Raw genomic sequence first — 23,527 nt, 5'->3', positions numbered from 1 at the left:
GACGCCCCGGGATCAGCCCAGCCAGCCCGGCCGCACAAGGCCCGACTCGTAGGCGATGACGACGAGTTGGGCCCGGTCCCGGGCGCCCAGCTTCACCATCGCGCGGCTCACATGGGTCTTCGCGGTGAGCGGGCTGACGACCAGTCGGCGGGCGATCTCCTCGTTCGAGAGGCCGATCCCCACGAGGGCCATCACCTCCCGCTCCCGTTCGGTCAGCGCGCCGAGCCCGGCCGCGACCGACGGGGGCTTGGAGCGGGCCGCGAACTCCTCGATCAGCCGCCGCGTCACACCAGGGGAGAGCAGCGCGTCCCCGTGGACGACGGCCCGCACCGCCCGCAGCAGCTCCTCCGGTTCCGTGTCCTTCACCAGGAAGCCGGAGGCGCCGGCGCGGATCGCCTCGAAGACGTACTCGTCGAGTTCGAAGGTGGTCAGCATCACGACCCGGACCCCGGTGAGGTCCGGGTCGTCCGTGATGCGCCGGGTCGCGTCGAGCCCGTCGACGCCCGGCATCCGGATGTCCATGAGGACGACGTCGGGGCGCAGCGACCGCACCCGCTCGACGGCCTCGCCGCCGTCCGCCGCCTCCCCCGCCACCTCGATGTCCGGCTGGGCGTCGAGCAGCGCCCGGAATCCCGCGCGGACCAGCGACTGGTCGTCGGCGAGCAGGACACGGATCACGGGGTCTCCTCGGGGCGGAGCGGAAGGACGGCGTGGACGCGGAAGCCACCGTCCGGCCGGACGCCCGCGTCGATCGTGCCACCGAGGGCGGCGGCGCGCTCCCGCATCCCGGCAAGTCCGTTGCCGCTGCCGCCCGCCTCGGTGCCGGTGGCCGGACCGTCGTCGTCGACGCGCAGGTCTAGGCGGGCGGGGCCGTGTGCGATCTCCACCCGGGCGGTACGGGAACCGGAGTGCCGGACCACGTTGGTGAGCGCCTCCTGCACGATCCGGAAGGCGGCGAGGTCGGCGCCGGGCGGCAGGGCGGCGGCTTTCCCGGTGGCGGCTTTCCCGGCCTTCCCTGCAGCGGCGGGCGGGCCGCTCGTCGTGACGGTGACGGTCAGGCCCGCGGCGGCGGCCTGCTCGACGAGTTCGGGGAGGCGGGCGAGGCCGGGGGCCGGTGCGCGCGGGGCGTCGCCGGGGGTACGGAGCGTGTCGAGGACCTGCCGCACCTCGCCGAGCGCCTCCTTGCTGGCCGCCTTGATGGTGGTCAGCGCGGTGCGGGCCTGCTCGGGGTCGGCGTCGAGGAGAGCGAGACCGACCCCCGCCTGCACATTGATCACGGAGATCGAGTGGGCGAGCACGTCGTGGAGTTCGCGGGCGATGCGGAGCCGCTCCTCGTCGGCGCGGCGGCGCTCGGCGGCGGCACGCTCGGCCCGCTGCTGCGCCCACTGCTCGCGCCGCACCCGTACGAGCTCGGAGGCGGCGAGCACGGCGACGGCGAACGCACCGGCGGGCAGCTCCTGGCCCCAGGGCGCGGGGCCGTCGCCGGCCGGGGGCAGCCACCGGTAGAGCCAGTGCGAGAGCAGCAGGTGCCCCGCCCACAACAGGCCGAGGGCGCACCCGGCGGCGATCCGGTGACCCTGGACGACGGCGGCGAAGCAGGCGACGGCGATCAGGACGAAGACCGGGCCGTACGGGTAACCGGCCGCCAGATAGGCGAGGGTGACGGCCGCCACGCCGAACACCACGGGAACGGGCCACCGGTGACGCAGCACCAGCGCCGCCGCCCCGAGGAGCAGCAGGGCCCGCCCGAGGGCGTCGAGCGTCTCCCGGTCGGGCTGGTTCCGCGCGGCGAACCCGGTCCCCGCCATGACGAGCACGGCGATCACCAGCGTGGACCGCCACGGCAGGCCGCCGCCGGTGTCCCGCTCGCCGGCCCACCACCCCGAGGGCCCCCACGGCGCCCGGCCGATGCCTCCGACACCGCGCCCGGCGGTCCGCTCCTCGTCCATACCGCCACGCTAGCCGCGCCCGGCCCCCGAGTACGTCAGCCCGGCGAGGTGGTCGCCCGTACTCCCGCCGGAGTACAGGGCTGTGTACGGGGGGCACGTCCGGGGGGGGGCGTCGTACGAGGTCGGCGTACGAGCTCGGCGTGCTCAGCCGCGAGGGAGGAGCCCCACGTCCTGGCCCAGGCGGCGGGCCGCCGTCGCGAAGAAGGCGTCGCGGTCCTCGACGAGCCGGTGGAACTGGCCGAAGACCTCGAAGGAGATCGTGCCGAAGAGCTGGGACCAGGCCGCGACCAGTGCGACGACGAGCGCCGGGGGGAGGTCCGGGGCCATGTCCGCGGTGATGCGGACGGCCTCGGGGCGGAGTGCGTCCGGGAGCGGGGGGAGGGCGACGCCCTCGCCCTCATGGGCCTCGCGGGCGATGCCGACGAGGACGAGACCGACGCGGGCGGCGGGGGCGTTGGTGTCCTGGGGTGCGGTGTAGCCGGGGACGGGGGAACCATAGATCAGGGCGTACTCGTGCGGGTGCGCGACGGCCCAGGCGCGGACGGCCCGGCAGACGGCGGTCCAGCGGTCCAGCGATGGCTGCCCGGCGGTCTCGCGGGCGGCGCTCTCGGCGGCGGCCCCGACGGCGTCGTAGGCGTCGACGATGAGGGCGGTCAGCAGGTCGTCGCGGCTGGGGAAATACCGGTAGAGCGCGGAGGACACCATGCCCAGCTCACGGGCGACGGCGCGCAAGGACAGTTTGGCGGCGCCTTCGGCGGCGAGCTGGGTACGGGCCTCGGCCTTGATGGCCGCGGTGATCTCGATACGTGCGCGGGCGCGGGCTCCTCTAACGGTTGTCATGCGGAGCAGTGTGCCACTTGCAGAGCACCGCCCCGAAACGAGAGCACTGCTCTTGCATGAGAGCGCCGCTCCGTGCAGACTGGAGACAAGCGAGAGCAGTGCTCACGCTTTGCTCCCACCGTTCCACAGGAGGAACCCATGTCCGCTCAGCCCGCCGCCCACGTCATGAAGCCCGGCTGGTTCACGGTCAACGTCCTCAACCGCGCCGTCGCGTGGATGACCCGTCGCGGCATCAGCGTCTGGGGCTCCCGCGTCCTCGCGGTCCGCGGCCGCAAGAGCGGCGAATGGCGCCGCACCCCCGTCAACCTCCTGACGGTGGACGGCGCCCAGTACCTGGTGGCCCCGCGCGGCCACGTCCAGTGGACCCACAACATGCGGGCCGCCGGCGGCGGACAGCTGCTCCTCGGCAAGCACGCCGAGGGCTTCACCGCCGTGGAGCTGGCCGACGACGACAAGCCCGCGCTGCTCCGCGCCTACCTCAAGCGCTGGAAGGCCGAGGTCGGCGTCTTCTTCGGCGGCATCGGCCCCGACTCCTCCGACGAGGAACTCCGCGCCATCGCGCCGAAGCACCCCGTCTTCCGCATCACGACGACGGGCCCCGCCGCCCCGGCCGTGTGAACCGGCCAGGGCAGCGGAGCCCGTACGCGCCGGCGGCGCCCATGGCGTCGCCGACCCTGCTGTCGTCGAGGCGTCAGACCTGCTCCGCGGCCTCCGAAGCCGAGGACGAGGTCGCCTGACCGTCCGCGTTCGCCCCGGGACCCGACGGCGACACGGCCCCCGTCTCCGGCTCGGTCCCGGTCTCCGTCTCGTCGGACTCCGCGCGCTCGCGCGCGGTGACGCCCCGGCCGGCGGGGCCGACGCCGGAGGAGGTGTCCATCCGCTTGTCCAGGATCTCCAGCGCCCGCCGGGCCAAGCCGTTCGAGCGGACCATGCCGCCGAGCGTGGCGGAGCCACGGGTGATGTCCGCGAAGGCGTTCCAGGCGGGGCGGAAGCCCGTGATCGTGGCGTGCAGCAGCCCCGGGCGCCGCTCGAACAGCGCGAGCATGCGCCGTCCGACCGCCATCTCCACACCGAGACCGGCCTTGATGGCGAACGCGTAGTTCAGGGCCTGGCGCCGGGCGTCGACCGCGTCGTTCGCCTCGGCGACCCGGACCGCCCACTCCCCCGCGAGCCGTCCCGAGCGGAGCGCGTACGAGATGCCCTCGCGCGTCCACGGCTCCAGGAGTCCGGCCGCGTCGCCACAGACGAGGACCCGGCCGCGGGAGAGCGGCGAGTCGTCGGTGCGGCAGCGCGTCAGGTGCCCGGAGGAGATCGTGGGCTCGAAGCCGGCGAGGCCGAGCCGGGCCACGAAGTCCTCCATGTACCGCTTGGTGGCGGCGCCCTCGCCGCGCGCCGAGATGACGCCGACGGTCAGCGTGTCACCCTTGGGGAAGACCCAGCCGTAACTGCCGGGCATCGGCCCCCAGTCGATGAGGACGCGACCCTTCCAGTCCTCGGCCACGGACGGCGGCACGGGGATCTCCGCCTCCAGGCCCAGGTCGACCTGACCGAGCTTCACCCCGACATGCGCTCCTATGCGGCTGGCGCTGCCGTCGGCCCCGACCACCGCGCGCGCGAGGACGGTCTCGCCGTCGGCCAGGACGACGGCGACGGTCCGCCGGTCCGGCACGGACGGACCGTGCTGCTCCACCCGGCTCACCGTGGCGCCGGTGCGCAGCTCGGCGCCCGCCTTCTGCGCGTGCTCGACGAGCTGGGCGTCGAACTCCGGCCGGTTGATGAGCCCGAAGAGCATCCGGCGCGAGCGGCGGGTGCGGGCGAAGCGGCCGTCGAGGGAGAAGGTGACGGCGTTCACCCGGTCCTGGAGGGGCAGTTCGAAGCCGGGCGGAAGGGAGTCCCGGGAGGGGCCGATGATGCCGCCGCCACAGGTCTTGTACCGGGGCAGCTCCGACTTCTCCAGGAGCAGGACCCGGCGGCCCGCGACCGCCGCCGCGTAGGCCGCGGACGCGCCGGCCGGGCCGGCGCCGACCACGACCACGTCCCAGACCTCGGCCTGCTCGTCCGCACCGCTGTCGGTGTCGGCGTCCGCATCGGCATCGGCGGCCTCGACGGCGGGGCCGGGGCGGGGACTTTCGGCGGCGGTGGCGATGTCGTCGGCGGCAGCTTCGGCGGCGTCGCCGAACTCGGCGGCGTCGTCAGCGTTGGCGGCGTTCTCGGGACCGGCGTTCTCTGCGTGCTCGCTGCTCACGATGTGCTTCTGCTCCTGATCCGACCGGTGGTCTGCTCTCGACGCATCCTACGGCTCGGTAGCCGGAGCCCCGCGCCGTAGGATCTACGGTGCGTTCGCCGTACCACGACATACGACGAACGCCCTCACGTACGTCGTAACGTCGCACCCACCAGGAGCGTGCCCATGACCGCGAATCCGATCGCCGAGACCGTCCGGTCCCTGATGCCCAGGGCCAAGGCCGAGCTCACGGAGCTCGTGGCCTTCGAGTCGGTGGCGGACGAGGCCGTGGCGCCCCGCAGCGAGTGCGAGGCGGCGGCGAACTGGGTCGCGGACGCGCTGCGCGCCGAGGACTTCGAGGACGTGGCGCTGCTCGACACGCCCGACGGTTCGCAGGCCGTGTACGGCATCCTGCCCGGCCCGGCCGGAGCGCCGACCGTCCTCCTCTACGCGCACTACGACGTGCAGCCGAAGCTGGACGAGTCCGCGTGGCTGACCCCGCCGTTCGAGCTCACCGAGCGGGACGGCCGCTGGTACGGGCGCGGCACGGCCGACTGCAAGGGCGGCTTCATCCTGCACCTGCTCGCGCTGCGCGCCCTCAAGGCGAACGGCGGCGTGCCGGTGACGGTCAAGATGATCGTCGAGGGTTCGGAGGAGCAGGGCACCGGCGGCCTGGAGCGGTACGCGGAGCAGCACCCCGAGGTGCTGACCGCCGACACGATCGTCATCGGCGACGCGGGCAACTTCCGCGTGGGCCTGCCGACGGTGACCGCGACGCTGCGCGGCATGACGATGATCCGGGTGCAGATCGACACCCTGGAGGGCAACCTGCACTCCGGTCAGTTCGGCGGCGCCGCGCCGGACGCGCTGGCCGCGCTCATCCGCGTCCTCGACTCGCTGCGCGGCCCCGACGGCTCCACCGTCATCGACGGCCTGCCGGGCGACAAGGCGTGGGAGGGCCTCCAGTACCCGGAGGAGGACTTCCGCCAGGACGCCAAGGTCCTCTCGGGCGTGGACCTGCCGGGCGCCGGCACCGTCGCCGACCGGATCTGGGCGCGCCCGGCCGTGACCGTCGTCGGCATCGACTGCCACCCGGTCGCCGGGGCGACCCCGTCGATCCCCGCCTCGGCCCGCGCCCAGATCAGCCTGCGGGTGCCGCCCGGCCAGGACGCGGCCGAGGCGACGAAGCTGCTCTTCGCGCACATCGAGAAGCACACCCCGTGGAACGCCCGGGTGTCCCTGGAGCAGGTCGGCCAGGGCCAGGCCTTCCAGGCGGACACGTCGAGCCCGGCGTACGCCTCGATGGCCGACGCCATGAGGATCGCGTACCCCGGTCAGGAGATGCAGACGGCGGGCATGGGCGGCTCGATCCCGCTGTGCAACACGCTGGCCTCGCTGTACCCGGAGGCGGAGATCCTGCTGATCGGCCTGAGCGAGCCGGAGGCGCAGATCCACGCGCCCAACGAGTCGGTCTCGCCCGAGGAGCTGGAGCGGCTCTCGGTGGCCGAGGCGCACTTCCTCGTCAACTACGCCCGCTCGAAGCAGGCCTGACGGACCGGTCCCGGCTCTGATCGGGCTCGGATCCGGCTCGGATCCGAGTGGGATCCGGCTCGGATTCAGCGCTCGGCGAAGCTCGCCGAGAGCGGACAAGCATGCGGCGGACCTGCGCGGATGCGTAGGTTCGCCGTATGGAACTCATCCCGATCACTCCTCGGCTGCACCTCCTCGACTACTCCATAGGCCAGGCCTATCTCTGGCGGGACGAGGAGGAGTTGACCCTCGTCGACGCCGGGTGGGCGGGCTCGGCGGACGCGACGACGGGGGCGATCCGGGCGGCGGGCCTCGACCCGGACCGGCTGCGGCGGATCGTCCTGACCCACTGTCACCGGGACCATGTGGGCGCGGCCCAGGAGTTGGCGGACCGCCACGGCGCCGAGATCCTCGCCCATCGTCTTGACGCCCCGGTGGTCCGGGGTGAGGCCCCGGTCCCCGAGCCCGACCTGCTGGACTGGGAACTCCCTCTGTACGAGCACGGGCTGACCGTGCCGGTGGCGCCGCCGACCCGGGTGGACCGGGAGGTGGAGGACGGCGAGGAGCTCGGTTTCGGCGACGGCGCGGTGGCGGTGCACACCCCGGGCCACACGCCCGGCTCGCTCGCGGTCCATCTCCCGCGCCACGGCGTGCTGTTCACGGGCGACACGGTGGCGACCGTGCAGGGCGTGACGTTCGGCGTCTTCCACGTAGACCGTGATCTCGCCATGGAGTCGATGCGCCGTCTCGCGAAGCTGGCTCCCTCGGTGCTGTGCTGCGGCCACGGGGCCCCGGTGACCGAGGACACGGCGGACCTGCTCGCCGCCGCGGCCGGCTAGAAGGAAGGGTGTCGATCATGAAACCGCCCACCTCTTCCGCCACCGACCAGGCACCCGCCGACCCGACGGCCTCCGACGAAGCCCTCGCCACCCAGCCCATCGGCTACTGGAGCGGCCTCGCCCACACGGCCGTGACCCGGCACCTGCGGGACGCCATGGCCCGGATCGACGTCACGCAGCCGCAGTACTGGGTGCTCAACCGCGTGAACGGCGGCCCCGCCGCGCCGAGCCGCGAGGAGGTCGTCAGCCAGCTGACGCCCCTCGCGGACGGGCCGCACGAGATCGCGCGCGTCGTCGACCAGTTGCTGCACCGCGGCTGGCTCAGGACGGACGCCACCCACACGCTGCACCTCACCGAGCCGGGCGAGACCGCGCGCGTACGACTCCGCTCCCTGGTCACCGAGCTACGCGCCGAGGTCCACGAGGGCATCAGCGACGAGGAGTACGTGGCCGCCCTCAAGGTCCTGCGCCGGATGGTCGCCAACATCGAGGGAGTCACCTCGTAGAGGGCGACACCCCCGCACGGGAACACCACCCGGCCCAGCTCCGCCCCGCCCCGCCCCGCCCCGCCCCGGCAGCGATGAAGCCGGGGTGTTGGATGGCCACATGGCGAGGCGGAAGAGAGAGAACAAGAACCGGCCTTCCTTCGGTCTGCCGGTGGGTGTCCTCCTGCTGGCCACTCCCGAAGGCTGGCGCCACAGCGTCCTGACCGCGGAGGGCGGCATGCTCTGCGGGAGTCTCCAGGATCTTCCGGTCCACTGCGACCCCGGCGAGGCGCGTTCGGCCACTGCCGCCATGGTGATGGGACTCGCACGGGACTTTCACGGAGCCGAGGTCGAGGTGGCGTGGAAGCCGCCCCGCGAACCCTGGTCCTGGAGCGCCGACGTCACCGTCACCTCGGCCTCGAACCACCCGGACGGAGAAGGCTCGTGAGCGCGGTGCGACGTGACGGTTTCGAGGCGGTCGCCGAGGCTTAGGGCATCGGCGACCGCGCGGGACCGGCCGAGCCCGGCGCCGCGCGGTCGACCGGACAGAACTCAGGAGGCGTCCCCTCCCACCGGGACCCCCGCCTCCAGGTTGAGTACCGTGCCGCGTTCGCGGGCTCGGAGGGCCCAGCGGAGGCGGGTGTAGCGGACCGGTGGCAGGAGGTCGGCGGCCTCCTGTTCGGTGACGAAGCGCCATTCGCGGAGCTCGGCGCCGGGGAGGCGGAGGCGCGATCTGTCGTCGGCGCTGAGGGTGCCTCCGTCGAAGAGGAGGCGGAGGCCGCCGTAGCCCGGGGGCTTGGGCCGTTCCCAGTCGACGAGCAACAGCCGGGGCACGGCGTCGAGTTCGAGGCCGATCTCCTCCGCGACCTCGCGCACTCCGGCACGGGCCGGTGGTTCGCCCGGTTCGACGACACCGCCGGGGAACTCCCAGCCGGGCTTGTAGGTGGGGTCGACGAGGAGGAAGCGGTCGTCCTCGTCGAAGAGCAGGACGCCCGCCGCCAGGGTCTCGCCGGTCGGTTCGGGCGTCTGGACGATCCCGCAGGGCGCGGCCAGGTCGGCCAGGACCGCGTCGGCGACGGCCCGGGCGGCCTCGGCCACGGTGAGCGCCGTGGTGTCGACGGCGTACGCGTCCCCGGCGAGCCAACCGAGCGCTGCGCGGTACGGCGGGAGGTGGCCGTGGCACCACCGCCGTACACGCGCGTCGGCCTCGGGCTCGCCATGCTCGGTCCGGCTGTCGATCCGCTGCCGCAGGATCGTTTCCTCCGGAGCGAGCAGGACATGCCGCACCTCGATACGGCGTGCGGCCAGCGCGCCGAATATCTCGTCCCGGTACTCCTGTCGAAGCAGGGTCATGGGGACGATCAGCACCCCGCCGACCTCGGCCAGCAGAGCGGCGGCGGTGTCGACGACCATGCGCCGCCAGATCGCCAGGTCCTGGTAGTCCTCGACCTCGGCGAGCCGCTTGGCCGGCAGCAGCCAGGTCATGGCACCGCCGATGAGTTCCGGGTCGTACAGCGTGCTGTGCGGGATCAGATCGACCAGTTCGCGCGCGGTACTCGACTTCCCCGCGCCGAACGCACCGTTGATCCAGACGATCACGATTCCCCCTCTTGGGTAGCCCCCAGTGGATTGCCCGCAACACCCTGCCACGAAAACCACGAACACATGTCCGGCAGATGTCCGGGGAGGTGCGGGCCACTTGGCGGGGCGGCCGGAGCGCGGGGGACCCGGGCGGTCAGGAGTCGGGGCCGGACGAGGCCCACCCGGCCGCGGCCGCGGCGCCCAGGAGGCCGGCGTCGGTCCCCGTGGCGGCCGGGACGACCGTGAGGTTCCGTACGAAGGAGAGCGTCGCGTAGCTCCGGAGACTGCGCCGCAGCGGGCCGAAGAGGACCTCGCCCGCGCCCGCCACCCCGCCGCCGACGACCGCGATGTCGACCTCGACGAGCGCCGCCGTGGCGGCGATCCCCGCCGCGAGCGCCTGTGCGGCCCGCTCGAAGGAGGCCACGGCGACCGGGTCCCCGGCGCGTGCGGCGGCGGCCACCGCCGCGGCGGAGGCGTCGCCGTCGGGCCCCGGCCGCCAGCCGTTCTCCAGGGCGCGGCGCGCGATGTGCGGGCCGCCGGCGAGCCGTTCGACGCAGCCGCGCCCGCCGCAGGCGCAGGGCTCGCCGTCCAGGTCCACGGAGATGTGGCCGAGGTGACCGGCGTTGCCGGTGGGTCCGGGGTGGAGCCGGCCGCCGAGGACGAGACCGCCGCCGACGCCCGTGGAGACCACGAGGCAGAGGGCGTTGTCATGGCCGCGGGCGGCACCGAGCCAGTGTTCGGCGGCGGTCATGGCCACCCCGTCGCCGACCAGCGTGACCGGGCGTCCGCCCGTCGCCCGGTGGACCCGCTCGACCAGCGGGAAGTCGCGCCAGCCGGGCACGTTCACCGGACTGACGGTTCCCCGTGAGGCGTCGACCGGGCCGGCGCTGCCGATGCCGACGGCTCCCGCCGCCTCCCACAGCGGCGAGGCGGCGAGCTCCCCGAGGACGGCCTCCACCGCCTTCATCACCGTCTCGCCGTCCTCCCGTGCGGGGGTGGGCCGCCTGGACCGCGCGAGGACCCGCCCCTCACCGTCGACCAGCGCCCCGGCGATCTTGGTGCCGCCGATGTCGAGCGCGACGACGGGACCCGGCGAGGGTCGGGGGGCGGGGTCGGTGAGCCTGGGCACGGATCCTCCAGTCGGCGGCCGGGAGCGGCCTGGGACGATCCGTACAGTCTGCCCAGTCACTCGCGATCTGACAACGTTGTCCAGCCTCTATGCTCGACCTTAAGCCGAAATCGAGACCCGGACCGGGACCCGGACCGGGAATCGAACCGGAACCTGATCCGGAAGCAGAACCGGAACCGACACGACGGAGGAACCCCGCACCGTGGCCGACATCGCCCGCCGCACCGATCACCGCTACGGCAACCGGCCCACGATGAAGGACGTGGCCGCCCGCGCCGGTGTCGGCCTCAAGACGGTCTCCCGGGTCGTCAACGGCGAGCCGGGCGTCACGCCGGACACCGAGCGCCGCGTCCACGAGGCCATCGAGGCCCTCGGCTTCCGCCGCAACGACAGCGCGCGGGTCCTGCGCAAGGGCAGGACGGCCACCATCGGCCTGGTCCTCGAAGATCTCGCCGACCCCTTCTACGGGCCGCTCAGCCGCGCGGTCGAGGAGGTCGCGCGGGCACACGGCGCGCTCCTCATCAACGGTTCAAGCGCCGAGGAACCGGAACGGGAACAGGAGTTGGCGCTCGCGCTGTGCGCGCGCCGGGTCGACGGCCTCATCGTCATTCCCGCGGGCGACGACCACCGCTATCTGGAGCCGGAGATCAGGGCGGGTGTCGCCACGGTCTTCGTCGACCGGCCGGCCGGGCGGATCGACGCCGACGCCGTGCTCTCGGACAGCTTCGGCGGGGCGCGCGAGGGCGTGGCCCATCTGATCGCCCACGGGCACCGCCGGATCGGTTTCGTCGGCGACCGTCCGCGTATCCACACGGGCGCCGAGCGGCTGCGCGGTTACCGTGCGGCGATGGAGGACGCGGGCCTGCCGGTCCGGGAGGAGTGGATCTCCCTCGGGTCGACGAACCCGGAGCGGGTGAGCGCGGCCGTACGGGAGATGCTGACCGCGCCGGAGCCGGTGACGGCGCTGTTCGCGGGGAACAACCGGGTCACGGTGACGGCGGTGCGGACCCTCGCCGCGCACCCGTCCCCGGTCGCCCTCGTCGGCTTCGACGACATCGAGCTGGCCGATCTGCTGGGCATCACGGTCATCGCCCAGGACGCCGCCGCGCTCGGCCGGACGGCCGCGGAGCGGCTCTTCCGGCGCCTGGACGGGGCCGGCGGGGCGCCGGAGCGGGTCGTGCTCGGCACGACGCTCCTCGCCCGCGGCTCGGGCGAGATCGCACCGCCGACGGCCTGAGAGAGCACCCTGCGGCCCGCGCGCCCCTGCGGCCTGAGGCCGTGCGGCCCCGCGGCTCGTCCCCCTGTCAGCAGATCCGCAGCCCCTCCACAGGACCACCGGCCGCACCGCCCGCGAGGTGCAGCACGCTGAGGTACACGTTGGTGTTGCCGCTGTCGTCGTCGGTCCTGGCGAACCATCGGCTGGTCCGTCCGTCGTACGTCTCGCTGCGGTCGAGGTCGACCTGGCAGTAGAGGACGTGCGGGCCCGCGCCGACCGTCCCCATCTCACCGCCGTCGTAGCGGGTCGTCGTCGCGCTCCGCACGACCTGGCAGGTCGAGGAGGAACCCGCGGACTCGCACCCCGCGGGCGCAGGGGCCTCGGTGGCCGGCGCCGTCGTGCCGCCGGCCCCGGCGCCGTCCTCGGTGGGGGCGTCCGTCGTCGCGGTGCCACGGCCGGGGGAGCTCGGGGCCGTCGTCGTGCCGCCGGTGGCCGAACCGTCCCCGGAAGCGGAGCCGGAACCGTTGCCGCCACGCGCCCCCGTCGTCGTGTCCCTCGTACTCGTGCCCGTGCCCGTACTGGACCCGTCACCGGGTTCCGAGCCGTCGCGCCCTGTGCCGTCTGTGGCCGGTCCCCGGTCGTCGCCCGGCTCCCCGGACTCCTGGCCCGAGGGGCTCGCCCCGCCGGATCCCGTAGGGGAGGGCGCCCCGGTGCCACCGGTCGCGCCGGAGGAAGGCGTGCCGCTGCTCCCCGGATCCAGTACGCGGCCGGTGTCCTCGCCCGGGACGTCCCCCGGGCCCCCGCCCGCAAGGTTCCCGTCGGAGACCTGCTCCGTCGTGCCGTGCTCCATGAGGACGTAGGTGAGGCCACCCCCGGCCAGCAGGACGGCGGCCACGGAGGCGGCGACCAGCGCACTGCCCCGGCGTCGATTCGCCACACCACGCCGCCCGGCACGGGCCCGTCGGCCACTCGCGCCGACGGTGTCGGGCCCGGAGACCACCGGCGGCACGGTTCCCGCGGCCATCACGGGGGCGGGCGGTATCAGCGGCGCCACGGGCATCACCGGCGGGCCGAAGCCCTCGACCGGCACGGCGGGTGGACCGGCGTCCGCTCCCGAAACCGGCCCTGCCTCTGCTTCCACCACCGATTCCGACACCGACTCCGGCTCCCACCCCGACTCCGCCACCGCTCCGAGGAGGCGTGCCGCCTCGCGGGCGCCCGGCCGCGAGGCGGGGTCCTTGTCGAGCAGCCGGGTCAGGACCGGGGCGAGGGGCCCGGCGCGCACGGGTTCCGGGAGGGGTTCGCCGACGATGGCCGCGAGGGTCGACCAGGTCGACGTACGGCGGAAGGGCGAGGCGCCCTCGACCGCCGCGTACAGGGTGGCGCCGACGGCCCACACGTCCGAGGCGGGGCCGGGGTCCTGCCCGCGCGCCCGCTCGGGGGCGAGGAAGTCGAGGGAGCCGACGATCTCGCCGCTGCGCGTGAGGTGGGTCGCGGAGCCGTCGCCCGGGTCCTCCATGGTCGCGATGCCGAAGTCGGTGAGGACGATCCGTCCCGAGCGGTCGAGCAGGATATTGCCGGGCTTCACGTCCCGGTGGAGCACACCGACGTCGTGCGCGGCGGCGAGCGCCTCCAGGACGTGGGCGCCGATCCGGGCGGCCTCGGCCGGGTCCAGGGTGCCCCGCTCTCCCAGAACGTCGCCCAGGGAGGGCCCGTCGACGAGCTCCATGACGATGACGGGCCGGCCCTCGTGCTCGGTGACGTCGTGGACGGCCACGACTCCGGGGTGGCGGACCCGGGCGGCGGCGCGTGCCTCGCGCGTCATCCGCAGGCGCAGGTCGGCCAGTTCGGGCGCGGCCGCGTCCGTGAACGTGCGGAGTTCCTTGACGGCGACCTCGCGCCCGAGGACCTCGTCGACGGCACGCCAGACGACTCCCATGCCGCCGCGTCCGAGTCTGCGCACGATTCTGTAGCGGCCCGCGAGCCGCTCGTTCTCCCCCGATGACACCGCTGCCCCGTTCCCCTGTCGAGCACGTGCGCGCAATGCGCACGAACTCGTACAGGGTACGGGGCAGTTGGCCGGATCGAGACCCTTATCTGATCTTCGTGTCTACTCGGCCGAGGCCGTGAGGTCGCCGCGGCGCGGGGCCGCGAAGCGGTCGAGGGCGGCGCGGGTCATGCCGGTGAGCGCGTCGACCTCGGCCGTGTCGAGGGCGCCGCAGTCGATGCCGCGCAGCAGGTACGAGGAGAGCGCCTTGGCGGTCGCGGGCTCGTCCATGACGTCGCCGCCCGCGTGGTTGGCGTAGGCGGAGAGTCGCTTGGCGGCGGCCTCGAAGCCCTCGCGGTAGAAGGCGAAGACGGCGGCGTAGCGGGTGGGGATGTGGCCGGGGTGCATGTCCCAGCCCTGGTAGTAGGCGCGGGCGAGGGCACGGCGGGTCAGGCCGTAGTGCAGGCGCCAGGCCTCGTGGACGTGCTCCTTCGAGCCGACCGGGAGGACGTTGGTGGAGCCGTCCGAGACGCGGACGCCGGTGCCTGCGGCGGCGACCTGCATGATCGCCTTGGCGTGGTCGGCGGCGGGGTGGTCGCTGGCCTGGTAGGCGGCGGAGACACCGAGACAGGCGCTGTAGTCGAAGGTGCCGTAGTGCAGGCCGGTCGCGCGGCCCTCGGCGGCGCCGATCATGCGGGCGACGGCCGCGGTGCCGTCGGTGGCCAGGATGGACTGGCTGGTCTCGATCTGGATCTCGAAGCCGAGGCGGCCCGCGTCCAGGCCGTGGGCCTTCTCGAAGGCCTCCAGGAGGCGGACGAAGGCGGAGACCTGCTCGGGGTAGGTCACCTTGGGAAGCGTGAGGACGAGGCCGTCGGGGAGGCCGCCGTTCTCCAGAAGGCCGGTGAGGAAGACGTCGGTGGTGCGGATGCCGCGGTCGCGTACGGCGGACTCCATGCACTTCATCCGGATGCCCATGTACGGGGCGGCGGTGCCGTTCCGGTACGCCTCCGAGATCAGCCGGGCGGCCCGGGCGGCGTCCTGGTCCTCGTCCTGACCGGCGTACCCGTCCTCGAAGTCGACGCGGAGGTCCTCGATGGGCTCGCGCTCCAGCTTGGCGCGCACGCGGCTGTAGACGTCCTCGGCGAGGTCGTCGGTGAGGCCGAGGACGGCCGCGAAGGAGGCGGCGTCCGGGGCGTGCTCGTCGAGGGCGGCGAGGGCCTGGTCGCCCCAGGAGCGGACGGTGTCGGCGTCGAAGACGTTGCCGGGGACGTAGACCGTGTGGACGGGCTGGCGGGTACCGGGGTCTCCCGGGTAGCGACGGTCGAGCTCCGCGTCCACCGCCGCCAGGGAGGCGCTGATGCCCTCGCTGACCGCGCCCGCGAGGCTCGTCGACACCTTCTCCTGCTGACCCATTCCACACCCTCCTGTTTTCCGCTGCACGGAATCAACAATCCGTATAGCGAAGTTAATAGTCGGCCTGGACTCACGTCAATGGGTGTCCGAAACGGCTGGGGGCCGCGCGGCGACGAATCGCCACGCGGCCCCCGGACCGTACAGAACCGCAGGTCAGCCCTTGCGGGCCTGAACCTCGGCGGTCAGCTGCGGGACGACGTCGAAGAGGTCGCCCACCACGCCGTAGTCGACGAGGTCGAAGATCGGAGCCTCGGCGTCCTTGTTGATGGCGACGATGGTCTTCGAGGTCTGCATGCCCGCGCGGTGCTGGATCGCGCCGGAGATGCCGGAGGCGATGTACAGCTGCGGCGAGACCGACTTGCCGGTCTGGCCGACCTGGTTGGAGTGCGGGTACCAGCCGGCGTCGACGGCGGCACGCGAGGCGCCGACGGCGGCACCGAGCGAGTCGGCGAGCGCCTCGATGATCCCGAAGTTCTCGGCGCCGTTGACGCCACGGCCACCGGAGACCACGATCGCGGCCTCGGTCAGCTCCGGGCGGCCGGTCGACTCGCGCGGGGTGCGCGCGGTGACCTTGGTGCCGGTGGCCAGCGGGCCGAAGGAGACCGCGAGGGTCTCGACGGCGCCGGCGGCCGGGGCGGCCTCGACCGGGGCCGAGTTCGGCTTGACCGTGATGACCGGGGTGCCCTTGGAGACACGGGACTTGGTGGTGAACGAGGCGGCGAACGCGGCCTGCGTCGCGACCGGGCCCTCGTCGCCGGCCTCGATGTCCACGGCGTCGGTGATGACACCGGAGCCGATGCGGACGGCGAGGCGGGCGGCGATCTCCTTGCCCTCGGCGGAGGACGGGACCAGGACGGCGGCCGGGGACACGGCGTCGTACGCGGCCTGGAGGGCGTCGACCTTCGGGACGACGAGGTACTCGGCGAACTCGGCGGCGTCGGCGGTGAGGACCTTCACGGCGCCGTGCTCGGCGAGCGCGGCGGCGGTGTCGGCGGCGCCGTTGCCCAGCGCGACGGCGACCGGCTCGCCGAGGCGGCGGGCGAGCGTCAGCAGCTCCAGGGTGGGCTTGCGGACGGCACCGTCGACGTGGTCGACGTAGACGAGAATCTCAGCCATGGGACTTCAGTCTCCTGCGAACGAAAGGGGCGGACGGAACGGCTCGCGCGAGCCTTAGATGCTGCGCCGGCCCGGGGGACGACCCCCGGACCCCCAGCGACTAAATGAACTTCTGGCTCGCGAGGAACTCGGCGAGCTGCTTGCCGCCCTCGCCCTCGTCCTTGACGATCGTGCCCGCGGTGCGCGCCGGACGCTCGGCGGCCGAGTCGACCTTCGTCCAGGAGCCCTCGAGGCCGACCTCGTCGGCGTCGATGTCGAGGTCGTCGAGCTCCAGGGACTCCACCGGCTTCTTCTTGGCGGCCATGATGCCCTTGAAGGAGGGGTAGCGCGCCTCGCCCGACTGGTCCGTCACGGACACGACGGCCGGAAGCGAGGCCTCCAGCTGCTCGGAGGCGGTGTCGCCGTCGCGACGGCCGGTCACCTTGCCGTCCTCGATCTTGACCTCGGAGAGCAGCGTGACCTGCGGGACGCCCAGGCGCTCGGCGAGGATCGCCGGCAGGACACCCATGGTGCCGTCGGTGGAAGCCATACCGGCGATGACGACGTCGTAGCCGGTCTTCTCGATCGCCTTGGCGAGCACGAGCGACGTCGCCATGACGTCACTGCCGTGCAGGTCGTCGTCCTCGACGTGGACGGCCTTGTCGGCGCCCATGGACAGCGCCTTGCGCAGCGCGTCCTTGGCGTCCTCGGGGCCGACCGTCAGCACGGTGACCTCGGCGTCGTCCGCCTCTTCGGCGATCTGCAGGGCCTGCTCGACCGCGTACTCGTCGAGCTCCGACAGCAGGCCGTCGACGTCGTCGCGGTCGACCGTCAGGTCGTCCGCGAACTTACGGTCTCCGGTCGCGTCGGGCACGTACTTCACACAGACAACGATCCTCAAGCTCACGCCGGCTCTCCTACTGCATCGTCATAACTTGGCTGCCTTGTTGCTCGCAGCATAGGCGCCTGAAGGGCGGGTTTCCGGTCGGGGCGCCGGACGCCCCGACCGAAATATTACTCGTCAGTACACCCAGTCCGTTACCAGTAAGCAAGCGCTCAGCCATGTGACCTTGACAACGCGCGGAGAGGGGCGCGTACGGGAACTCTCAGTCGCGCAGCGCGTTGAAGCGCCCGTGGTGGTAGAGCAGCGGCCGGCCCGCCCCGTCCGGGTCTCCGGCGACGGCCTGAGCGATCACGATCCGGTGGTCGCCCGCGGGCACCCGGGCCACCACGCGGCAGACCAGCCAGGCGAGGACGCCGTCCAGGACGGGCACTCCCTCCGGCCCCAGGCTCCAGCGGGTCGCCCCGCCGAAGCGGTCGGCGCCGCTGCGCGCGAAGGTGGCCGCCAGCTCCTGCTGGTGCTCGCCGAGTATGTGTACGCCGATGTGCTCGGCCTCGGCCACCACGGGCCAGCTGGAGGATGAGGTGCCCACCCCGAAGGAGATCAGCGGGGGCTCGGCGGCGACGGAGTTGAGCGAGGTGGCGGTGAAGCCGACCGGGCGCTCGCCGTGCGCGGTGATCACCGCGACACCGGCGGCGTGCCGGCGGAAGACGGAGCGGAGCAGATCGGGAGAGGCCTGCCGGGGTGCGCCGATCGTGGGAGCAGTGCGGAGGTCGGGCGTGACCGTCATGGAATTGTCCTTCTGCGAGGGCGTCATGAGGGGAGTCCTGGGGTGGTCAGACACCCGGACAGCGCGCGCTCGCGTTGCGGGCCAGGTCGACGTGGACCCGGCCGTAGAGAAGGAGTTCTGGGGGCACTCCGTCAGAGTGACGATCGTTGGTGGGCACAGTCAAGTGCGTACCGGGATGTGGGAGAAGTGTCACCGCGTCAGACCGTTCGGGTGTCACCGCGTCAGACCGCCCGCCCCAGCGCCGCGATGACGTCGGCCCTGCGGGGCTGCCCGGCCGCCCGGCGGACGACCCGGCCCGTGCGGTCGAGGACGAGGACGGTGGGCGTCCGGGCGATGCCCAGCTCCCGTACGAGATCGAGCCGTTCCTCGGCGTCGATCTCCACGTGCCCGACGCCCGGCACCATGGCGGCCACCTCGGCGAGGGTGCGGCGGGTCGCACGGCAGGGCTGGCAGAAGGCGGTCGAGAACTGCACGAGGGTGGCCCGCTCGCCCAGCTCGGCACCGAGCCGCTCCGGCCGCAGGACCTCCGTCTCCAGAGCCTCCGACATCCTTCTCCCCTTTCCCGTGCGCCTCTTCTCCCCCACCAGCAGCGTCGCACGGGACCGTTCGATTCCCGCCACGGCCACCGGGGGTGACGAGAATCTCTCTGTACGAAGGCGTCTGGACTGGTCACGGCGCCCCACATGGGGCACGATCTGCCCAAAGCCGAAAACCTACGGCCGCGTAACTTCGCCGGGAGAATCCGCTCCGGGCACACGAAGAAGAGGTTCCTCTCCGATGGCAGAACTCGTCTATCGACCGGTCGTCGGTGCCGCGCTCACGCTGTTCAAGGCGCTCGACCTGAAGATCGACACGCAGGGTTCCGAGAACATCCCCCGCACGGGCGGCGCGGTGCTCGTGAGCAACCACATCAGCTATCTGGACTTCATCTTCACGGGGCTCGCGGCCCTGCCGCAGAAGCGGCTCGTGCGCTTCATGGCGAAGGACTCCGTCTTCAAGCACAAGGTCTCGGGGCCGCTCATGCGCGGCATGAAGCACATCCCCGTCGACCGCACGGCGGGCGAGCACGCCTACAAGCACGCGCTGGAGTCCCTGCGGGCCGGCGAGATCATCGGCGTCTTCCCCGAGGCGACCATCTCCCAGTCCTTCACGCTCAAGAGCTTCAAGACGGGTGCCGCGCGCCTGGCGCAGGAGGCGGGCGTCCCGCTGATCCCGATGGCGCTCTGGGGCACCCAGCGGGTGTGGACGAAGGGCCGTCCCCGGAACTTCAAGCGGAGCCACATCCCGGTGACGATCCGCGTCGGCGAGCCCCTGGAGGCCCCCGCCGACCAGTACGCGGGCGCCATCACCCGACGGCTGCGCGAGCGCGTCCAGGAGCTCCTGGAGGCCGCGCAGCGCGCCTACCCGGTCCGCCCGAAGGACGCGAACGACACGTGGTGGGTGCCCGCGCACCTCGGCGGCACGGCTCCGACGCCGGCGCAGGTCAAGGAAGCGGGCTGAGCCGGCCCCTGGGGCCCACCCGGCCCTGATCCCGCCGGACAGGCCCCGGCCGGGGTCACAGCTCCGCAGGGAGCGTCCGCCAGAGGTACAGCCGGTCCGGGGCCGCCTTCAGCGCGCCCAGGACGGCCGGGTGCGGTTCGGCGTACAGCTGCGGGTAGTCCACCTCGCCGAGCTCCGGCCGTACGGTCCAGGCGAGGCGCTCCTCCCCCAGCGAGAACCGGGCGTCGACGCCCGGCTTGTTCCCCCGCACGTCCTGCCGGGCCCACTCCCGCTCGCCGGGCAGCAGGACGGCGACGAGGCCGTGGATCACGGGGTTCGTGCCGTCGTCCTCCGCGAGCCGCTGGTAGCAGAGGGCGGCCGGGATGGAGCGGGCCCGCAGGAGCGCGGCGTACGCGACGGACTTGGCGTAGCAGATACCGGTGCCCTGCTCCAGGACGTCTGAGGCGCGCCAGGTGACGCGGAGGTCGCCCGAGTCCTGGGAGTGCGGGATGGTGTCGCGGACGTACGCGAAGGCCGCTTCGGCGTATGAGTATGCGTCGGGATGCACGTCTGCGAGCCGGGTCGCGACCTCCCCGACCAAGGGGTGGTCATGATCGACCGCCTCGCCGACTGCCAGGTAGGCCGAGACATCAGAGTGCTGCTGCACGAGTTCCATGCGGTGAGAGCGTAAGGAAACGGCCGGACGGAAGTCAATGACTTTCCGTCCGGCCGTATATTCATGCAGTCACGCGGGGCTGACCACTCGCGGGGCGACTACTGCCGCGCCATCTCTTCCTTGAGAGCCTGGAGGAAGGCGTCCACGTCGTCCTCCGTGGTGTCGAAGGCGCACATCCAGCGCACGTCGCCGGCGGCCTCGTCCCAGAAGTAGAAGCGGAACCGTTCCTGCAGGCGCCTGGTCACCTCGTGCGGAAGCCGCGCGAAGACCGCGTTGGCCTGCACCGGGTAGAGGATCTCCACCCCGTCGACCGCGCGCACGCCCGCCGCGAGGCGCTGGGCCATCGCGTTGGCGTGCTGGGCGTTGCGCAGCCACAGGTCCTTGGCGAGGAGCGCCTCCAGCTGCACCGACACGAAGCGCATCTTGGAGGCGAGCTGCATGGACAGCTTGCGCAGGTGCTTCATGTGGCTGACCGCGTCCGGGTTGAGGACGATCACGGCCTCGCCGAAGATCATGCCGTTCTTCGTCCCGCCGTACGATATCACGTCCACGCCCACCGCGTTGGTGAACGCGCGCATCGGCACGTCCAGCGAGGCGGCGGCGTTGGCGATGCGGGCCCCGTCGAGGTGCACCTTCATGCCCTTGGCATGGGCGTGCTCGACGATCGCGCGGATCTCCTCGACCGTGTAGACCGTGCCAAGCTCGGTGTTCTGGGTGATCGAGACGACCTGCGGCATCGCCCGGTGCTCGTCCTCCCAGCCCCAGGCCTGCCGGTCGATCAGCTCGGGGGTGAGCTTGCCGTCCGGGGTCGGCACGGTGAGCAGCTTGAGGCCGCCCATCCGCTCGGGCGCTCCGCCCTCGTCCACGTTGATGTGCGCGGACTCGGCGCAGATGACGGCGCCCCAGCGGTCCGTGAGCGCCTGCAGCGCGGTCACGTTGGCCCCGGTGCCGTTGAAGACCGGGAAGGCCTCCGCGCCGGCTCCGAAGTGGCTGTGGATGACGCGCTGGAGGTGCTCGGTGTACTGGTCCTCGCCGTAGGCGACCTGATGGCCTTCGTTGGCGAGGGCGAGAGCCGCGAGGATCTCGGGGTGGGCGCCGGCGTAGTTGTCGCTGGCGAAGCCCCGGACCGACGGGTCGTGGCGACGACGTGCGTCGGTCCTGGGGCCGGGGCCCGCTGTCACGGCTTGGGGGTCAGCCACAGACGCTGTCCATTCACTTCCTGGGCGGGCTTTTCCCACAGGCCGGCGATCTCGTCGGCCAGGTCCTTGACGTCGGTGAAGCCCGCGAACTTCGCGGTGGGGCGCTCGGCGCGCATGGCGTCGTGCACCAGTGCCTTGATCACCAGGATCGCAGCAGCCGCCTGCGGGCCGTCGTCGCCCCCCAGCTTGCGGAACGAGTCCGCCATGGCGAGGGTCCAGGCCTCCGCGGCCGCCTTGCCGGCGTTGTACGCGGCGTTGTTGGCGAGCGGCTTGTGCGCGCCGACCTGGCTGATCAGGGCGTACCGGCCGCGTCCGCCGGCGCGCAGCAGCCCGTCGTGGAAGGCGAGCGAGGTGTGCTGGACGGTACGGATGAGGAGCTTCTCCAGGAAGTCCCAGTCCTTGAGCTCGGTCTCCGTGAAGGAGGAGCTGCCGCGCCAGCCGCCGACGAGGTGGACCAGGCCGTCGATCCGGCCGAACTCCTTCTCGGTCTTCGCGGCCCAGTCGCGGGTGGCGTCCAGGTCGAGCAGGTCGACCGTGTCGCCGATGACCCGGGCGCCGCCGTGGGCGTAGCGGGCGGCGTCGACGGCCTCCGCGAGGCGCGCCGGGTCGGCGTCGGAGCCGACGACGGTCGCGCCCGCCTCGGCGAGACGCAGCAGTGTCGCGCGGCCCGCGGGGCCGGCCGCGCCGGCCACCGCGATGACGGCACCGTCGAGCGGTCCACCGTTTCCGTTGGCGTTCATGGGCGTCGCCTCCTGCGTGTCCTCGATGAGGTCGCTCACGCGGCGACCCGCTCGGTGCTCGGGACGTCGGCGGCGGTGATCCCCTTGGTGTCGGCGATCACGCCCTTCAGCTTCTTGGCGAGGGCCTCAAAGAACATGCTGAGCGGAAACTCGTCCGGAAGCACGTCGTCGACCAGCTTGCGCGGCGGCAGCGACAGGTCCAGGGCGTCCGGACCCTTGGCCCACTTCGATCCCGGGTGCGGGGAGAGGTAGGTGGTGACGAACTCGTACGCCTTGAACCAGTGGACCAGCTTCGGACGGTCGATGCCGTCGCGGTAGAGGGTCTCGATCTCGGAGCAGAGACGGTTGGTGACCTCGGGGGCGCGGTCCCAGTCGATCGTGAGGACGTTGTCCGTCCAGCGCACCACGTCGTTCTTGTGGAGGAACGCGAAGAGGAGCTGGCCGCCCAGACCGTCGTAGTTGCGGTTGCGGTCGCCGGTGAGCGGGAAGCGGAACATCCGGTCGAACAGGACCGCGTACTGCACGTCGCGGCCGTGGCTGTTGCCCTCGGCCTCCAGCTTCACGGCCTCCTTGAAGGCGGTGAGGTCGCAGCGGAGCTCCTCAAGGCCGTACATCCAGAACGGCTGGCGCTGCTTGATCATGAAGGGGTCGAAGGGCAGGTCGCCGCGGCTGTGGGCGCGGTCGTGGACCAGGTCCCAGAGGGCGAAGGCCTGCTGGCAGCGCTCCTGGTCGCCGAGCATGACGGCGATGTCCTCGGGCAGCTTCACGCCGAGGGTGTCGACCGCGGCCTCGGTGACCTTGCGGAAGCGCGCGGCCTCGCGGTCGCAGAAGATGCCGCCCCAGGTGAAGCGCTCGGGGACCTCGCGGACGGCGACGGTCTCCGGGAAGAGGACGGCCGAGTTGGTGTCGTACCCGGCGGTGAAGTCCTCGAAGGTGATGCCGCAGAAGCCCGGGTTGTCGTAGCGGGTGCGCTCCAGCTCGGAGAGCCACTCCGGCCAGACCATGCGCAGCACGACGGCCTCGAAGTTGCGGTCCAGGTTGCCGTTCTGCGTGTACATCGGGAAGAGCACGAGGTGCTGGAGCCCGTCGGCACGGCCGGCGGCCGGGTGGAACTCCATCAGGGAGTCCAGGAAGTCCGGCACGGTGAAGCCGCTCTCGACCCACTTGCGCAGGTCCGTGACGAGGGCGCGGTGGTAGGCGCCGTCGTGCGGGACGAGCGGGGAGAGCTGCTCGACGGTGGCGACCAGGCGGTCCACGGTCAGCTCGACGAGCGCGCGGGCGGGGGCGCCCTCGGCCTCGAAGTCGATGGAGCCGTCGGCGTTCTGCCAGGGGCGGATCGCTTCCACGGCATTCTTGAGCTCGGCCCAAGCCGGGTGGTCGATCACCCGGGCATCGGCGGATATGGCCCCACCGGTCACGTCCTGCACAAGAATTTCCGTCATGCCTCTTCCTCCACAGGAGAACCTCGCGTTAAGACACCGTAACCATCCACGGTTCCTCAACACAAGGGGAGG

Annotated in this window: 23 protein-coding genes; 7 read left to right on the top strand and 16 right to left on the bottom strand. The window is 72.6% G+C overall.

What is annotated here, in order from left to right:
- Window positions 1-12 precede the first annotated feature (12 nt).
- The 3 genes from SGA01_RS03255 to SGA01_RS03245 all read right to left on the bottom strand — a co-directional run bounded on the left by SGA01_RS03255 (window position 13) and on the right by SGA01_RS03245 (window position 2,789).
- Complete coding sequence (locus SGA01_RS03255) at window positions 13-678, bottom strand: response regulator (protein ID WP_141293087.1); 666 nt, start codon at window positions 676-678, stop codon at window positions 13-15.
- Window positions 675-1,949 carry a sensor histidine kinase gene (locus tag SGA01_RS03250; RefSeq protein WP_141293085.1) on the bottom strand — a complete coding sequence of 425 codons (1,275 nt, stop codon included), beginning with the start codon at window positions 1,947-1,949 and terminating at the stop codon, window positions 675-677. The genes SGA01_RS03255 and SGA01_RS03250 overlap by 4 nt, the downstream gene beginning before the upstream one ends.
- Window positions 1,950-2,093: 144 nt before the next feature.
- Window positions 2,094-2,789 carry a TetR/AcrR family transcriptional regulator gene (locus SGA01_RS03245; protein ID WP_141293083.1) on the bottom strand — a complete coding sequence of 232 codons (696 nt, stop codon included), beginning with the start codon at window positions 2,787-2,789 and terminating at the stop codon, window positions 2,094-2,096.
- Window positions 2,790-2,927: 138 nt separating this feature from the next.
- On the opposite strand from SGA01_RS03245, the gene SGA01_RS03240 reads away from it, so the two are divergent.
- Window positions 2,928-3,407, top strand: coding sequence for a nitroreductase family deazaflavin-dependent oxidoreductase (locus SGA01_RS03240; protein WP_055644876.1), 480 nt, complete (start codon window positions 2,928-2,930; stop codon window positions 3,405-3,407).
- Between the two features lie 73 nt (window positions 3,408-3,480).
- Here SGA01_RS03240 and SGA01_RS03235 read toward each other — a convergent pair whose 3' ends face one another.
- Window positions 3,481-4,824, bottom strand: a complete 1,344-nt coding sequence (locus SGA01_RS03235; RefSeq protein WP_174867203.1) for a geranylgeranyl reductase family protein — start codon at window positions 4,822-4,824, stop codon at window positions 3,481-3,483.
- A gap of 375 nt (window positions 4,825-5,199) precedes the next feature.
- Between SGA01_RS03235 and SGA01_RS03230 the strand changes: the two genes are divergently transcribed.
- The 4 genes from SGA01_RS03230 to SGA01_RS03215 all read left to right on the top strand — a co-directional run bounded on the left by SGA01_RS03230 (window position 5,200) and on the right by SGA01_RS03215 (window position 8,315).
- Window positions 5,200-6,564 carry a dipeptidase gene (locus tag SGA01_RS03230; protein WP_055644875.1) on the top strand — a complete coding sequence of 455 codons (1,365 nt, stop codon included), beginning with the start codon at window positions 5,200-5,202 and terminating at the stop codon, window positions 6,562-6,564.
- A 137-nt stretch (window positions 6,565-6,701) separates the two neighbouring features.
- Window positions 6,702-7,382, top strand: a complete 681-nt coding sequence (locus SGA01_RS03225; protein ID WP_141293081.1) for an MBL fold metallo-hydrolase — start codon at window positions 6,702-6,704, stop codon at window positions 7,380-7,382.
- 17 nt (window positions 7,383-7,399) lie between these two features.
- The gene (locus tag SGA01_RS03220) at window positions 7,400-7,888 is read left to right on the top strand and encodes a MarR family winged helix-turn-helix transcriptional regulator (protein WP_141293079.1); all 489 of its coding nucleotides are present in this window, start codon (window positions 7,400-7,402) and stop codon (window positions 7,886-7,888) included.
- A 100-nt stretch (window positions 7,889-7,988) separates the two neighbouring features.
- Window positions 7,989-8,315, top strand: coding sequence for a hypothetical protein (locus tag SGA01_RS03215; protein ID WP_141293077.1), 327 nt, complete (start codon window positions 7,989-7,991; stop codon window positions 8,313-8,315).
- Window positions 8,316-8,419: 104 nt separating this feature from the next.
- Here SGA01_RS03215 and SGA01_RS03210 read toward each other — a convergent pair whose 3' ends face one another.
- Window positions 8,420-9,466: an NUDIX hydrolase gene (locus tag SGA01_RS03210; RefSeq protein WP_141293075.1), complete on the bottom strand. Its 1,047-nt coding sequence runs from the start codon at window positions 9,464-9,466 to the stop codon at window positions 8,420-8,422.
- 136 nt (window positions 9,467-9,602) lie between these two features.
- Window positions 9,603-10,577: an ROK family protein gene (locus SGA01_RS03205; RefSeq protein WP_141293073.1), complete on the bottom strand. Its 975-nt coding sequence runs from the start codon at window positions 10,575-10,577 to the stop codon at window positions 9,603-9,605.
- 202 nt (window positions 10,578-10,779) lie between these two features.
- Here SGA01_RS03205 and SGA01_RS03200 point away from each other — a divergent pair, with 202 nt between their 5' ends.
- A complete protein-coding gene (locus tag SGA01_RS03200; protein ID WP_141293071.1) occupies window positions 10,780-11,814 on the top strand; it encodes a LacI family DNA-binding transcriptional regulator in 1,035 nt (344 codons plus the stop codon).
- 67 nt (window positions 11,815-11,881) lie between these two features.
- Here SGA01_RS03200 and SGA01_RS03195 read toward each other — a convergent pair whose 3' ends face one another.
- The 6 genes from SGA01_RS03195 to SGA01_RS03170 all read right to left on the bottom strand — a co-directional run bounded on the left by SGA01_RS03195 (window position 11,882) and on the right by SGA01_RS03170 (window position 18,467).
- The gene (locus SGA01_RS03195) at window positions 11,882-13,801 is read right to left on the bottom strand and encodes a serine/threonine-protein kinase (protein ID WP_141293069.1); all 1,920 of its coding nucleotides are present in this window, start codon (window positions 13,799-13,801) and stop codon (window positions 11,882-11,884) included.
- A gap of 102 nt (window positions 13,802-13,903) precedes the next feature.
- Window positions 13,904-15,193, bottom strand: coding sequence for a DUF6986 family protein (locus tag SGA01_RS03190; protein ID WP_141293067.1), 1,290 nt, complete (start codon window positions 15,191-15,193; stop codon window positions 13,904-13,906).
- Window positions 15,194-15,346: 153 nt separating this feature from the next.
- Window positions 15,347-16,309, bottom strand: coding sequence for an electron transfer flavoprotein subunit alpha/FixB family protein (locus SGA01_RS03185; protein WP_141293065.1), 963 nt, complete (start codon window positions 16,307-16,309; stop codon window positions 15,347-15,349).
- Between the two features lie 100 nt (window positions 16,310-16,409).
- Entirely contained in the window at window positions 16,410-17,195 is a 786-nt protein-coding gene (locus SGA01_RS03180; RefSeq protein WP_141293063.1) for an electron transfer flavoprotein subunit beta/FixA family protein, read from the bottom strand.
- Between the two features lie 199 nt (window positions 17,196-17,394).
- Entirely contained in the window at window positions 17,395-17,919 is a 525-nt protein-coding gene (locus SGA01_RS03175) for a flavin reductase family protein (protein WP_141293061.1), read from the bottom strand.
- A gap of 221 nt (window positions 17,920-18,140) precedes the next feature.
- Window positions 18,141-18,467, bottom strand: coding sequence for a TlpA family protein disulfide reductase (locus SGA01_RS03170; protein WP_141293059.1), 327 nt, complete (start codon window positions 18,465-18,467; stop codon window positions 18,141-18,143).
- A 229-nt stretch (window positions 18,468-18,696) separates the two neighbouring features.
- Here SGA01_RS03170 and SGA01_RS03165 point away from each other — a divergent pair, with 229 nt between their 5' ends.
- Complete coding sequence (locus SGA01_RS03165) at window positions 18,697-19,419, top strand: lysophospholipid acyltransferase family protein (protein WP_141293057.1); 723 nt, start codon at window positions 18,697-18,699, stop codon at window positions 19,417-19,419.
- A gap of 55 nt (window positions 19,420-19,474) precedes the next feature.
- Here the strand turns inward: SGA01_RS03165 and SGA01_RS03160 are convergent, their stop codons facing one another.
- The 4 genes from SGA01_RS03160 to SGA01_RS03145 all read right to left on the bottom strand — a co-directional run bounded on the left by SGA01_RS03160 (window position 19,475) and on the right by SGA01_RS03145 (window position 23,455).
- Window positions 19,475-20,074, bottom strand: a complete 600-nt coding sequence (locus SGA01_RS03160; RefSeq protein ID WP_141293055.1) for a transglutaminase-like domain-containing protein — start codon at window positions 20,072-20,074, stop codon at window positions 19,475-19,477.
- A 98-nt stretch (window positions 20,075-20,172) separates the two neighbouring features.
- A complete protein-coding gene (locus SGA01_RS03155; RefSeq protein ID WP_055644862.1) occupies window positions 20,173-21,255 on the bottom strand; it encodes a threonine aldolase family protein in 1,083 nt (360 codons plus the stop codon).
- Complete coding sequence (locus tag SGA01_RS03150; RefSeq protein WP_141293482.1) at window positions 21,252-22,013, bottom strand: SDR family NAD(P)-dependent oxidoreductase; 762 nt, start codon at window positions 22,011-22,013, stop codon at window positions 21,252-21,254. The genes SGA01_RS03155 and SGA01_RS03150 overlap by 4 nt, the downstream gene beginning before the upstream one ends.
- A gap of 35 nt (window positions 22,014-22,048) precedes the next feature.
- Entirely contained in the window at window positions 22,049-23,455 is a 1,407-nt protein-coding gene (locus SGA01_RS03145; protein WP_141293053.1) for a DUF6421 family protein, read from the bottom strand.
- Window positions 23,456-23,527 lie beyond the last annotated feature (72 nt).

Source organism: Streptomyces gardneri, from assembly GCF_006539185.1.
GTDB lineage: Bacteria > Actinomycetota > Actinomycetes > Streptomycetales > Streptomycetaceae > Streptomyces > Streptomyces gardneri.
The sequence above is the reverse complement of the archived record's forward strand: the minus strand, read 5'-3'. Positions and strand labels throughout refer to the sequence as shown.

Bases quoted from the DNA above. Each gene is read 5' to 3' on its own strand.
- SGA01_RS03250 (WP_141293085.1), bottom strand. From the start codon at position 1,949: ATGGACGAGGAGCGGACCGCCGGGCGCGGTGTCGGAGGCATCGGCCGG.
- SGA01_RS03245 (WP_141293083.1), bottom strand. From the start codon at position 2,789: ATGACAACCGTTAGAGGAGCCCGCGCCCGCGCACGTATCGAGATCACC.
- SGA01_RS03240 (WP_055644876.1), top strand. From the start codon at position 2,928: ATGTCCGCTCAGCCCGCCGCCCACGTCATGAAGCCCGGCTGGTTCACG.
- SGA01_RS03230 (WP_055644875.1), top strand. From the start codon at position 5,200: ATGACCGCGAATCCGATCGCCGAGACCGTCCGGTCCCTGATGCCCAGG.
- SGA01_RS03225 (WP_141293081.1), top strand. From the start codon at position 6,702: ATGGAACTCATCCCGATCACTCCTCGGCTGCACCTCCTCGACTACTCC.
- SGA01_RS03220 (WP_141293079.1), top strand. From the start codon at position 7,400: ATGAAACCGCCCACCTCTTCCGCCACCGACCAGGCACCCGCCGACCCG.
- SGA01_RS03215 (WP_141293077.1), top strand. From the start codon at position 7,989: ATGGCGAGGCGGAAGAGAGAGAACAAGAACCGGCCTTCCTTCGGTCTG.
- SGA01_RS03190 (WP_141293067.1), bottom strand. From the start codon at position 15,193: ATGGGTCAGCAGGAGAAGGTGTCGACGAGCCTCGCGGGCGCGGTCAGC.
- SGA01_RS03185 (WP_141293065.1), bottom strand. From the start codon at position 16,309: ATGGCTGAGATTCTCGTCTACGTCGACCACGTCGACGGTGCCGTCCGC.
- SGA01_RS03175 (WP_141293061.1), bottom strand. From the start codon at position 17,919: ATGACGGTCACGCCCGACCTCCGCACTGCTCCCACGATCGGCGCACCC.
- SGA01_RS03170 (WP_141293059.1), bottom strand. From the start codon at position 18,467: ATGTCGGAGGCTCTGGAGACGGAGGTCCTGCGGCCGGAGCGGCTCGGT.
- SGA01_RS03165 (WP_141293057.1), top strand. From the start codon at position 18,697: ATGGCAGAACTCGTCTATCGACCGGTCGTCGGTGCCGCGCTCACGCTG.
- SGA01_RS03160 (WP_141293055.1), bottom strand. From the start codon at position 20,074: ATGGAACTCGTGCAGCAGCACTCTGATGTCTCGGCCTACCTGGCAGTC.
- SGA01_RS03150 (WP_141293482.1), bottom strand. From the start codon at position 22,013: ATGAACGCCAACGGAAACGGTGGACCGCTCGACGGTGCCGTCATCGCG.
- SGA01_RS03145 (WP_141293053.1), bottom strand. From the start codon at position 23,455: ATGACGGAAATTCTTGTGCAGGACGTGACCGGTGGGGCCATATCCGCC.